Origin of the sequence: Streptomyces sp. W1SF4 (genome assembly GCF_003950035.1) — a bacterium.
Taxonomy (GTDB): domain Bacteria; phylum Actinomycetota; class Actinomycetes; order Streptomycetales; family Streptomycetaceae; genus Streptomyces; species Streptomyces racemochromogenes.
On record NZ_CP034350.1, the window covers coordinates 3,630,162 to 3,641,780 of the forward strand.

Sequence of the window (11,619 nt, forward strand, 5' to 3'; positions counted from 1 at the left end):
GGGTTCATGCGTGAACACCGTCTCCCCCCGCGTCCTGCTGGTGCGGGGCATGCTGGCCGGCCTGCTCGCGGGTGTCGCCGCCTTCCTCGTCGCGTACCTCCTCGGCGAGTCCAAGGTGGACGCGGCGATCGCCATCGAGGAGGCCGGCCATCTCGCGGCCGGCCATGACCACGGCGCCGAGGACGCTCCGGTCAGCCGGGCCCTCCAGGCCACGGCCGGCCTCGGCACCGGCGTCCTGCTGTACGGGGTCGCCCTCGGCGGCATCGCCGCGCTCGTCTACTGCTTCGCCCTGGGCCGCATCGGCCACTTCGGCGCCCGGGCCACGGCGGCCCTGGTCACCGGCGCCCTGTTCGTCACCGTGACCCTGGTGCCGTTCTTCAAGTACCCCGCCAACCCGCCGGCCGTCGGGGACCCCGACACGGCCGCCCGGCGGACCGCCCTCTACCTGCTGATGATCGCCCTGAGCGCGCTCCTCGCGGCGGGCGCGACGGTCCTCGGGCGGCGGCTGGCGCCGCGGCTGGGCAACTGGAACGCCTCGGTCGTCGCCGCGCTGGCCTTCGTGGCGGCGGTGGGCGTCTCGTACGCGCTGCTGCCCGCGATCAACGAGGTGCCCGCGGACTTCCCGGCCGCGCTGATCTGGCAGTTCCGTCTCGCGTCGCTGGCCATCCAGGCAGCGCTGTGGGCGACTTTCGGCCTGGCCTTCGGTTTTCTAGCCGAACGCGCTCTTGCCCCGGCCGCCGCACCCAAGGAGGCTGTACAGCCGATGAGTTGAGCGCGACGCCTGTTGCGCGTGTGACGGGTGTGGAGGTGGGATCCGGCGATGCAGTACGCGATCCGGGAATGGCGGGGCTGGACCGGCGCCGCGCCGTTCTGGCTGAACTCGGTACTGCTGCTCCTGGCCCCCTTCACCGCCGCCACCCTCCTCGCCCAGATCGGCGTCATCAGCGCCCTGGCCGCCCTCGGCGGACTGGCCCGGCAGCTCTGGTTCGGGGACTACGGCCACCCCGTGATGCACCTCGCCGCCGCCCTCATGGGGGCGGCGGCGGTGGCACTCGTGGTGGTCTGACCTCTCCTCAACCCCCGCGCCCCCGCCCGGACCTCCGCCCTCACGGCCAAGTTGATCTTGATCCGGGGGAGAATGGCGGTCCTTTTTCGAGCGGAGCGGACCGGGGAGCTGGTGTGGGGTCAGGGCGGGACATACCCGAGGAGTATCTGGACGGGTACGTACGCATGCTCGCGGACGCGTCGGCCACCGGCCGGCCCCCCGCACCCGAGGAGCTCGACGCCCGCCGCGCGGTCGGCGAACGGGCCGCCGGGGCCGGCTACGGGCTGCGCGGCCTGATCGGCGCGCACCTCGCCGCCACCCGCACCGCCCTCGGCGGACGCCTCGCCCCCGACCACCTGCTGGCGGTCGTGGAGCAGGCCGTGGACGCCTTCGCCGAGGGGTACGAGCGGGCCCACGGGCCGGCCGCGCACCGGGAGGCCGCCGCGCGGCGGGAGTTCGTCGACGACCTGCTGCTCGGCGGCGGCGACCCCGGCCGCCTCGGCGAACGCGCCGCCCGCTTCGGACTGGACCCGCTGCGTGCGCACGCCGTGGCCGTGGCGCGCGGGCCCGCTCCGTACGAGGACGGGGGCCCGGAGCAGCGCCGGCTCCAGTCGGCCCTGACCGGCCGCTTCGGGGACCGGGACTTCCTGATCGCCACCAAGGACGGCCGGCTGGTCTGCGTGGCGCCGGGCGGGCGGGACGACATCCCGGTCCGCTTCGCACGGCTCGCGCACGCGGAGTCCGAAGGGCGGGGGCTCGTCGCGCTCGGGCGCCCGCACCCCGGCGCGGGCGGGGCCGCGGCCTCGTACGCGGAGGCCCTGGACGCGCTCGGCGTCGCGCACCGGCTCGGACTCGGGGGCCCGCTGCTGCGCGCCGCCGACCTGCTGGTCTTCCCGGTACTGACCCGCGACCGGGCGGCGATGGCCGAGCTGGTGCTGGCCGCGCTCGGACCGCTGCGGGCCGGGCGCGGCGGGGCGGCACCCCTGCTGGACACCCTGACCGCGTACTTCGACTCGGGATGCGTGGCCGCGGAGGCGGCCCGGCGGCTGAACCTGAGCGTGCGGGCGCTGACCTACCGCCTGGAGCGGATCCACCGGCTGACGGGCACCGACCCGGGGGACCCGGTGCAGCGGTACACCCTCCAGACGGCCGTGATCGGCGCCCGCCTGCTGGACTGGCCGGCCCGGCCGCTCTAACGGGCCGTGCGGAACCGGGCCTTCGCCTCCTCACCCGTTCGGGGGTAGCGGTCCGATCGGGCGCGTACGGCCCGCGCACCCGCCGCCAGCTGGGAGGACACGGGCGCCAGGGCCCGGGGGCGACGTGACGCGCCGTCATTTGCGCTGCGGGCGGCGATGTGCGGGCGGCCGGGGAGGGGTCCACTGCTCCCAGGAACCGGCCGCCCGAGCCGGACAGGAGGAACGCCATGTCCCGCGCCCAGTGGGCCGCCGTCGCGCTGACGGTCACTCTGCTCTGCACCGGTATCGCCCTGTTGCGCGGCAGCTCGGGCGCGGAGCCCGCCGCCGCGAGCGTCACCGACGCGCTGCCGTCCCGGGCACTGGGTCTGTCCGGGCACCGCCGTCTCGTACGCGGGCTGGAGCAGTCCGGGGTGCACGGCCCCGCCGCGGACCGCCGGACGGTGGCCGTCCCCCCGATGCGGGCATCACGGCCGCTGCGGCTGCGCATCCCCAGCCTGGGCGTGGACCTCCCGGTGAGCGGCGGCCCGCAGGACGGTGACGGCGCGGCCGGCTGGGACACCGACGGCCCGGCGCCGGGCTCCGCCGGCACGGCCGTGGTCACCGGCGACGGGCTCCCGCTCGCCGGGCTGCGGCGGGGCCGGGTCATCGAGATCCCCCGCGCCGACCACCGTACGGCCGTGTTCACCGTCGAGCGGGTCTCCCCGCACGCGGTCACGGCGCCGGCCGGGGACACCGGCCTCGCCAGGCTGCGGCTGGTCAGCGGCGAGACCTCCGTCCTGGCCCGGCTGACGGGGCCGCGGCGCAGCGGCTGAGTCAGCCGTGGGGGGTGACTTCCTCCCCCGGTCGGGGGCTTCTCGGGGGCCGGGGGAAAGTTGCCCGGCGTGTCGGGGCATGCAGGCCCCATGAACAGTGCGCGGTACGCGCGGACGGCGCTGGCGCGGGCCCTGACGGTGGCCTGCGTCGCTCTGCTGTGCCTGTTCGGCGTCGGTCCGGCGGCGACGGCCACGGCCGGCGCGGAGCCGCGGCCCGGCTCCTCGGCACCGGCCGACCCCACCGAGGGGCAGTCGGAGCCGGCCGGGGATCCCGTCGGCCGCTCGGCACCGCGGACGGCCGTGCGCACCGCCCCGGCCGCGCGGCGGCTGCCGCAGCGGATGTTTCACGTGAAACACGTGTACGAGCCCGCCCGCGCGGCCTCGTACGGGACGGCCTCACCGGTCCTGCCCCGGCTGACGGTACGGAGTGTGGTCCTGCGCTGCTGAGCGGGCCGAGCAGCGTACGCGACCCCCCACACCCCCGAAGCACCCGTGAGGTTCCGCCATGCCCATCGACCCGTACGCCGCCCTGAACGCCATGCTCCGCGCGGAGGCCGCCCGCTTCTCCCCGCCGGCCCGGAAGGAGGCCCAGGACCGCCCGCGCGCGGACCTGACCCCGGCCGACCGGACCCCCGCCGACCCGGCCGTCCCGCAGCCCGCCACCGCCGGACGCGACCCCGAGTCCGCCTCCGCGGGCGGGCAGCCGCAGCAGGACCAGCCCGCCGGTTCGGCGGCGTAACGCCGGACGGCACACGACGGCGCCGGTCCCCGCACCCTCCCAGTGGGCGCGGGGACCGGCTCCGGCGGCGGCGCGGCGCTCAGTCCTCCCGCGTGTAGTACCGGTAGAAGGCCCCGATCCCGACGCCCAGGCCCACGAACAGGCCGACGACGGCGGCGCGCAGCACGGACTGGTTGGTCAGGCTGTGGAGGTAGCCGGCCGCGATGCCGGCGAAAACCCCGTACGCGGCGGCGTGCTGCTCCCGCTTCAGCTTCGGGCCCACCCGCGCGAGGGTGAACATGACGGCCGCGAAGATCACGCCGCACAGGATCCCGTAGAACACGTTGCCCGCGTCGACCGGACCCATCTGGCGCTTGATGAAGGCCGCCCAGACCCCGTAGACGAGGCCCATGAGCAGCGCACGGATCAGGCGGTTCCGGTCGGTCTGCCGGTCCGCGTCCGCCGAGGTCATCGGACGGTGCCGCCGGGGGACGGTGGGTGCCGCATGTGCCATGGCGGGGCTCCTCTCTTCCACCCTCAAGGGCACACCCCGCACCCGGGAGCGGCAAGTGGATCACTCGTACGGGCGGTGCGCACCGCCCTCCCCGAGGGAATCCGGGCCCCGGACGCAGCAGCAGGGCTGGCGTCCCGGACGGCACCCGGCTTTCCCTGGTGACGTGCGCACCTACCTGTCGGCGGCCCTCATCGTGCTCGTGGCCCTGCTCGTTCCCGCGAGCGCGGTCGCGTACTGGGCCGACCGGCGGCTCGGCGACGCCGACCACTACACCGCGGCCATGGCCCCGCTCGCCAAGGACCCCGCCGTGCAGGACGTGGTCGTCATCCAGGCCACCCGGGCCCTCTCCGGGCAGATCGACGCGGGCCCCTTCCAGGGCGCCGTGGACGCCCTCCTCGGTGACGCCCTGCGCTCCTTCGCCGGCACCCCCGCCTACCGCACAGCCTGGGAGACGGCCAACCGCGCCGCGCACACCGCCTTCCTCGACGCCCTGAACACCGGCCACGGGGACGCCGTGACCGTGGACCTCGCGCCCGTGATCGCGCAGGTCAAGGCGGAACTGATGGCGGACGGCGTGCCCTTCGCCGACCGCATCCCGGAGACCCACCTCTCCGTGAAGGTCATGGAATACGACAACCTCGGCGCGCTCCGGGAGGGGTTCCACGTGCTCCAGATCGCCGGAGTCTGGCTTCCCGTACTGACCGTGCTCCTCGCGGTGGCGGCCGTGGCCGTCGCCGTCCGGCGCCGGCAGGCGGTCCTGGCCACCGGAGCCGGGCTCGCGGTCGGCGCCGTCCTGCTGTGGGCCGCGGTGGGCGTGTGCCGCCGCATCACGCTCGACGACCTGCCGCCCGACGTCGACCGGCCCGCCGCCGCTGCCGTGTACGACGCGCTCACCGCCTTCCTGCGGACCACCGCCTGGGTGGTGCTCGCCGTCGGGCTGGCCACCGCCCTCGCCGCATGGCTGGTGGGCCGGCTACGCCGCACCCCATAAGCTCGGAAGGTACCCATCCTCCGCAGAACTCCCCAGAACGACCGATTCGCGAGCGGCGACACGGAAGCGGAATGACCACCGAACGACGCACCGAGCACATACCGACCGGGCGATCCCGGACCCACCCCCTGGCTCCCCCCGCCTGGCTGCTCGCGGGACTGCGACCCGGCAGCGCCCCGGTCCCCTGGGCGGCGGCCGCCCGCGCCGGGATCGCGATGGCCGTCCCGCTCGCCATCGGCTTCGCCCTCGACGAACCCGAGTACGGCGCCCTCGTCTCCATGGGCGCCCTCGCCGGAGTGTTCGGCGACACCGCCGACGCCTACCGGATGCGGGTCCTGAACATCGCCGTCCCGCAGGCCTTCGGCGCCATCGGCGTGGCCGTGGGCACCCTCGTCTACGGGCAGGGCTGGCTCGCCGTCGCCGTCCTCACCCTCGTCGCCCTCGTCTCCGGGATGGTCTCCTCGATCGGCACGGTCGCCTCCGTGTCCGGGCTGCTGCTCCTGCTCAACGCCGTCGTCGGCGCCGGACTGCCGATGCCCCGGCCCTGGTGGACCGCGCCGCTGCTGCTCACCGCGGGCGGCCTGTTCGTGCTCGCGCTGACCCTGCTGGCCTGGCCCCTGCGCGGCCGGCAGCCCGAACGGGCCGCCGTCGCCACCACCTACCGGGCGCTGGCGGACGCCCTGGAAGCCTGCGGCGGACCCCAGGACGCCTACGACGAACGCCGCCGGCTGGTCACCCACGCCCTCGACCAGGCCTACGACCTCGTGCTCGGCCGCCGGGCCCGGGTCCACGGGCGCAGCCCCTCCCTCGTACGCATGCTGGCCCAGCTGAACGTGCTGATCCCCATCGCGGAGGCCGCGCCCGCCGCCCACCTGCGGGGCCGCCCGCTGCCCGCCGAGATCCCGGCGGCCGTACGGGAACTGGCCGCGGCCGTCGAGGAGGGCCGCACCGGGACCCCCGCCCTCAGCCTGCCCGCCCCGCACACCCCGTCCGAGCGGGCCATCGACTCCGCTCTGCGGCACGCGGCGGCCATCGTGCACCTCGCCGAACCGGACCCGTACAACGTCGACGACCGCCTCGGCCGGCCGGCCGCGCTGCGCGTCCGGGCCCGGCGCGGGGTGCGCGAGATGATGCTGTCCGAGGCCTCCTGGCGGTACGGGCTGCGCCTCGCCCTGTGCATCGGCCTCGCCCAGTCCCTCGTCTCCCTGATCGAGGTGGAGCGCTCCTACTGGGTGGCCCTGACCGTCACCTTCGTGCTGAAGCCGGACTTCGGCTCGGTCTTCTCCCGCGCGGTCCTGCGCGCCCTGGGCACCGCCGCCGGGCTGGTCCTCGCCGCCGCCGTCCTCGCCGAGGTGCCGCGCGGCTGGTGGGACGTGCCGGTGATGATGGTGCTCGCCGCGCTGATCCCGGTGTTCTCCGCCAAGGGGTACGCCTTCCAGACCGCGGCCATCACCCCGGTCATCCTGCTGCTGTCGGACCAGCTCAACCACGAGGGCTTCGACCTCATCCTGCCCCGGCTCCTCGACAGCCTGCTCGGCTGCGCGATCGTCCTGGTCGCCGGCTACCTGCTGTGGCCCGAGAGCTGGCACACCCGCATCGGGGACCGGCTCGCCGACGCCGTCGACGACGCCGCCCGCTACGTCGAGCGGGCCTTCGCCCCCGTCGCGGACGACGCCGAGCTGCGCGCCGCCCGGCAGGCCCGCCTCCAGGCCCGGCGCCGCATCTACCGCGACCTGTCGGGGGTGCGCAGCGAGTTCCAGCGGGCCCTGACCGAACCGCCGCCGACGGGGGAGCGGGCGACGGCGTGGTGGCCGCTGGTGGTGGCCGTGGAGCGCATCGTGGACGCCACCACCGCCGCGCGGGTCCGCGTCAACCACGGCGCCGAGCCGCCTGCGGCGGGCGAGGTCGACCGGATCGCGCGGCAGCTGCGGGAGCTCGCCGAGCGGGTCCGCAGCAACCGGATGCCGGTCCGTGTGGACGCCCCTGCGGAGCCCGCCGAAACGGGGGTCCTGTCCCCGGTCCACCACGAACTCGCGGCGGCCCGAGCCATGTCCCACCTCCCCCCTCTGTAACGCGCCGCCCGCGCGGCCCGGCCCCAGAGTGCCTCCCCGGCTTCGCGCCGCTGCACCGGACCGCGTCCGTCGGGGCCGGGCCCGCAGGGGGCCAGGACCCCGGACGGAGTAGTGGTCGGGCCGGGAGGCGGGGGGCGGGGGAGCATCGGTACATGCGGAGCCCCCACGCGCTGGTGCTCGCCGCCCTCCTGGCGGCCGCGGCCGGCTGTGCCGACGTGGAGGGACTGCGCAGCTCCGGCGACCTCGGCACCGCGCACGCCCCCGAGACCCTGTGGAAGCAGTACCGCCCCGACCCGCCCAGCCCCGGCCAGCAGCCCGGCGCGGCCGCCGTCGTGCCCGGCCTGCCCCCGCCGAAGGGCCCGGGCATGCGCGGGGTGGACGCGCTGGCCGTCGTACGGGCCGACGTCGCCTCCGCCACCGCCGAGGACGGCGGCACCGGCCGCCTCGTCGACCCCCGGGCCGGGCGGCGGCTCGCGCTCTGCACCCAGGCCGTGGACGGCGGCCCGTACTGCCCGGTCCGTCCCGGCGTCCTCCACGACCTGACCGGGGACGGCCAGGACGAGCTGATCACCGCCCTCGACCTGGACGGCCGGCTCAGCGAACTGCGCGTCTACACCGTCCGCGGCGACGGCAGGATCGCCCGGATCCTGGCCCGGCGCGGGGTGCTGGAGGGGGTGGAGGTGGCCGCCGAGCACCTGGCGGTCCGCGAACCGACCTCGAACCCCGCCTACAGCTCCGTCTCCGACTACGTGTGGGACCCGAAGGCGCGCAGCATGAGCCTGACGCAGCTGACCCTCGACGACTGCCCGGCCCTCACGGACGTCCCGCTCAGCGAAGGACGGTCCCGATGCGCGCGCTGAGCAGCCTGCGCTGGAAGATCGCCCTCACCACCACGCTGGTGTGCTGCGCGGTGGCCGCCGCGCTGGGGGTCCTGGTGCACGACGTGGTCGCCAGGCAGGTCGTCGGCGAGGTCCGCAAGGACGTCGAACGGGACCTCGACCACGCCCTCGGCCACTACGAGTACGGCACCTCCCACGGGGACGTGAACGTCGCCCTGGACCCGCCCGGCCTGCCCCGCCCGCTGCGCGAGCTGGTGGCCCGCGGACGGACCGGCAGCATGGTCGGCACCCAGGACGGCAAGCCCGTCATGTGGGCCGCCGGGCCGGCCGACCGGAAGGCCCTGGCCGTCTGGGTCCCGTACGCGAACACGCGCCACCGGCTGCGCGACCTCGACACCGCGATCCTCGTCTCCTCGGTGGTCGCGGCCGGGGTGGTGGCCCTGGCCGGCGTGTTCCTCGCCGGCCGGATCAGCCGCCGGCTCACCACGGCCGCCGCCGTCGCCCGCCGGATCAGCGCGGGCGACCTCGACGCCCGGGTGGCCTTCCCCGCGGACACCGGACCGGGGGCCCGCCGCTACCACGACGAGGTGCGCGACGTCGCCCAGGCGCTGGACTCGATGGCCGCCTCGCTCCAGGAACGGCTGGAGGCGGAGAAGCGGTTCACCGCCGACGTCGCGCACGAGCTGCGCACCCCGCTGACCGGTTCGCTCGCCGCCGCCTCGCTGCTGCCCGAGGGCCGGCCCAAGGAGATGATCAACGACCGGCTGAAGGCCCTGCACCTGCTCACCGAGGACCTGCTGGAGGTCTCCCGGCTGGACTCCGGGGTGGAGCGGGCCGACCTGGCCCAGGTGGAGCTGGGCCGGGCCGTACGACGGGCCGTCGCCGGGACCCGGCTGCCCGCCGGGGTACGGATCGTGCGGGACGCGGTGGTGCTCACCGACCGCCGCCGCCTGGACCGGATCCTGGCCAACCTGCTGGTCAACGCCCACAAGCACGGGCGCCCGCCGGTCGAGGTGACGGTGGAGGGGCCGGTGGTGGTGATCCGCGACCACGGCTCCGGCTACCCCGCCGAGCTCATCGAGCAGGGCCCGAAGCGGTTCCGCACCGGGGACCCCGGCCGCGGCGGCGGCCACGGGCTGGGCCTGACGATCGCGGCGGGCCAGGCGGCGGTGCTGGAGATCGGGCTGGGCTTCGCCAACGCCCCGGACGGGGGTGCGCTGACGACGCTCCGGCTGCCGGTGGGCCGGCTGCCGGAGCCGGGCTGACCAGCCCCTCCCCACGGCGGGATCAGACGCCGATGTTCTTGCCGTCCTTGCGCCACACGGACACCACCGCCGGGCGGACGATCCTGCCCGGACCGTCGGGCCACACCGACTGCGGCTTCTCCACGGACGCGCCGTCGATCTCGCCCGGGTGCTGGACCGCGACCAGCACGCGCCGGTCCTGGACCAGCGGACCGCAGGTCTCGGCACCGCGCGGCACGGTCAGGAACTGCTTCAGCTCACCGCGGCGCTCGCCGGCCGTCGCGACGCCGAACAGGCCGTCGTGCGAGCCGAGCTGGTTGCCGTCGGTGGAGATCCACAGGTTGCCGTGCGGGTCGAAGGCCACGTTGTCCGGGCAGGAGATCGGGCTGACCCGGTCCTTCGGGAAGCCGGCGAAGTAGGTGGCCGGGTCGTTGGGGTCGCCGGCGACCAGGAAGAGCCGCCAGGCGAAACCGTCGCCCGCCGGGTCGTCGAAGTTCTCGGCGAGCTCCAGGATCTGGCCGTGCTTGTTCAGGTTGCGCGGGTTGGCCTCGTCCGCACCGGCCTTGCCGGGCTTGCCGCGGTCGGCGTTGTTCGTCAGCGCGATGTACACGCGGCCGGTGCGCGGCGACGGCTCGACGTCCTCGGGGCGGTCCATCTTGGTGGCACCGGCCTTGTCACCGGCCAGCCGCGTGAAGACGAACACCTCCTCGGCGGTCATGCCCTCGACGTGCGAGACGTTGCCGGAGGGGGAGGCGGTGGCCAGCTTGATCCAGACGCCGGAACCGTCGAACTCGCCGTCGGCGGGGAGCTTGCCGGAGCCGTCGATCCCGGCGGCCGGGGAGTCGCCGGTGAGCTTGGCGACGTACAGGGTGCCCTCGTCGAGCAGCGTGAGGTTGTGCTCCTTCGCCGCGCGCGAGTCGCCCTTCATCATCCGCTTCGAGGAGACGAACTTGTAGAAGTAGTCGAAGCGCTCGTCGTCGCCCATGTACACGACCGGGCGGCCGTCCTCGGTGAGGCGGGGCTGCGCGGCCTCGTGCTTGAAGCGGCCGAGGGCGGTGCGCTTGCGCGGTACGGAGTCCGGGTCGTACGGGTCGAGCTCGACGACCCAGCCGAAGCGGTGCGGCTCGTTGGGCTCCTGCGCGACGTCGAAGCGCTTGTCGAACCGCTCCCACTTGCGCTCGGAGGCGCCGGAGGTCACGCCGTAGCGCTTCAGGCGGGCGGCCTGGGCGGGGTCGGTGACCTGGCCGGCGTTGGCGAAGTACTGGTTGAAGTTCTCCTCGCCGTGGAGGGTGGTGCCCCACGGGGTGGTGCCGCCCGCGCAGTTGTTGAGGGTGCCGAGCACCTTGGTGCCGGTGGTGTCGGCGGAGGTCTTCAGCAGGGTGCTGCCCGCGGCCGGGCCGGTCAGCCGGAACTCGCTGGTGGCGGTGAGGCGGCGGTTGAGCCGGTGGCGGCCGACGGCGGTCAGCTTGCCGCTGCGGTGGTCCTCCTGGACGACGACCACGGACAGGCCGTGCGCGGCCCAGGCGATCTCGGCCTGCTCGCGGGTGGGGTTCGCCGGGTCGTAGCCCTTGAACATGAGGTTCTCGTCCGTGTACTCGTGGTTGGCCACGAGCAGCTGCCGGCGCTCGTACGCGCCGTCGAGCGGGAGCAGGCTGAGGAAGTCGTTGTTGTAGCCGAACTGGCCGGCCTGTGCGGCGGCGCTCTGCTTGTCCGCGTTGAAGGCGGGGGCGCCCTTGAGGATCGGGTCGCCCCAGCGGATCACCACGTTCTGCTCGTGGCCCTCGGGGACGGTGACCTTGTCGTCGGTGTTCGGGGCGACGGGCTTGAAGCGCAGGCCGCGGGCGGCCTCGCCCGCGCGCTTGGCCTCGGTGTCGGACATGCCGGACACGGGGGCGGCGCTGGCGTTCTGGCCGCCGCCCGCACCGAGCGTGACGGCGGTGCCGGCGGCGGTCGCGACCGTGACCACGGCGGCGGAGCGCAGCATCGAGCGGCGGGAGTAGGCGCGGGCGATGACGTCGCCGGCGTACTCGTTGTCGCTGGTGTTGGGCACCTCGTGGAAGCATGCGTCGCCGCAGCGGTAGCGGCAGGTGAGAGCGGAACGGCCGCTGCCATGCGGGTTGCCGATGAACGGCAGGAGCTTGCGCACGAGGGTGTCCTCCGGTGAGAGTGCACTGCGCCGACGACGTGT

The 11,619-nt window shown here is 75.2% G+C and carries 12 protein-coding genes; 10 read left to right on the forward strand and 2 right to left on the reverse strand.

Annotated features, from left to right (window positions below):
* Nucleotides 1-10 precede the first annotated feature (10 nt).
* The 6 genes from D1J60_RS16915 to D1J60_RS16940 all read left to right on the forward strand — a co-directional run bounded on the left by D1J60_RS16915 (nt 11) and on the right by D1J60_RS16940 (nt 3,792).
* A complete protein-coding gene (locus D1J60_RS16915) occupies nt 11-772 on the forward strand; it encodes a CbtA family protein (protein WP_125821662.1) in 762 nt (253 codons plus the stop codon).
* A gap of 48 nt (nt 773-820) precedes the next feature.
* Nucleotides 821-1,066 (forward strand): hypothetical protein, encoded by a 246-nt coding sequence (locus tag D1J60_RS16920; protein WP_125598988.1) that lies wholly within the window; start codon nt 821-823, stop codon nt 1,064-1,066.
* Between the two features lie 164 nt (nt 1,067-1,230).
* Nucleotides 1,231-2,241, forward strand: coding sequence for a helix-turn-helix domain-containing protein (locus D1J60_RS16925; protein ID WP_125824063.1), 1,011 nt, complete (start codon nt 1,231-1,233; stop codon nt 2,239-2,241).
* Nucleotides 2,242-2,468: 227 nt separating this feature from the next.
* Nucleotides 2,469-3,053 (forward strand): class F sortase, encoded by a 585-nt coding sequence (locus tag D1J60_RS16930; RefSeq protein ID WP_125598991.1) that lies wholly within the window; start codon nt 2,469-2,471, stop codon nt 3,051-3,053.
* Nucleotides 3,054-3,143: 90 nt separating this feature from the next.
* Nucleotides 3,144-3,500 (forward strand): hypothetical protein, encoded by a 357-nt coding sequence (locus D1J60_RS16935; protein WP_125598994.1) that lies wholly within the window; start codon nt 3,144-3,146, stop codon nt 3,498-3,500.
* Nucleotides 3,501-3,558: 58 nt separating this feature from the next.
* Nucleotides 3,559-3,792 carry a hypothetical protein gene (locus tag D1J60_RS16940; protein WP_125821663.1) on the forward strand — a complete coding sequence of 78 codons (234 nt, stop codon included), beginning with the start codon at nt 3,559-3,561 and terminating at the stop codon, nt 3,790-3,792.
* Between the two features lie 79 nt (nt 3,793-3,871).
* Here the strand turns inward: D1J60_RS16940 and D1J60_RS16945 are convergent, their stop codons facing one another.
* Entirely contained in the window at nt 3,872-4,285 is a 414-nt protein-coding gene (locus tag D1J60_RS16945; protein ID WP_125599001.1) for a hypothetical protein, read from the reverse strand.
* 163 nt (nt 4,286-4,448) lie between these two features.
* Between D1J60_RS16945 and D1J60_RS16950 the strand changes: the two genes are divergently transcribed.
* The 4 genes from D1J60_RS16950 (at nt 4,449) to D1J60_RS16965 (ending at nt 9,452) form a co-directional block, all read left to right on the forward strand.
* The gene (locus D1J60_RS16950) at nt 4,449-5,276 is read left to right on the forward strand and encodes a hypothetical protein (protein WP_125599005.1); all 828 of its coding nucleotides are present in this window, start codon (nt 4,449-4,451) and stop codon (nt 5,274-5,276) included.
* Nucleotides 5,277-5,347: 71 nt separating this feature from the next.
* Nucleotides 5,348-7,348 (forward strand): FUSC family protein, encoded by a 2,001-nt coding sequence (locus D1J60_RS16955; protein ID WP_241253298.1) that lies wholly within the window; start codon nt 5,348-5,350, stop codon nt 7,346-7,348.
* A 152-nt stretch (nt 7,349-7,500) separates the two neighbouring features.
* A complete protein-coding gene (locus D1J60_RS16960) occupies nt 7,501-8,208 on the forward strand; it encodes a hypothetical protein (protein ID WP_125821664.1) in 708 nt (235 codons plus the stop codon).
* Nucleotides 8,196-9,452: a HAMP domain-containing sensor histidine kinase gene (locus D1J60_RS16965; protein WP_164720913.1), complete on the forward strand. Its 1,257-nt coding sequence runs from the start codon at nt 8,196-8,198 to the stop codon at nt 9,450-9,452. The genes D1J60_RS16960 and D1J60_RS16965 overlap by 13 nt, the downstream gene beginning before the upstream one ends.
* 22 nt (nt 9,453-9,474) lie before the next feature.
* Here the strand turns inward: D1J60_RS16965 and D1J60_RS16970 are convergent, their stop codons facing one another.
* The gene (locus D1J60_RS16970; RefSeq protein ID WP_125821665.1) at nt 9,475-11,577 is read right to left on the reverse strand and encodes a PhoX family phosphatase; all 2,103 of its coding nucleotides are present in this window, start codon (nt 11,575-11,577) and stop codon (nt 9,475-9,477) included.
* Between the last annotated feature and the right edge of the window lie 42 nt (nt 11,578-11,619).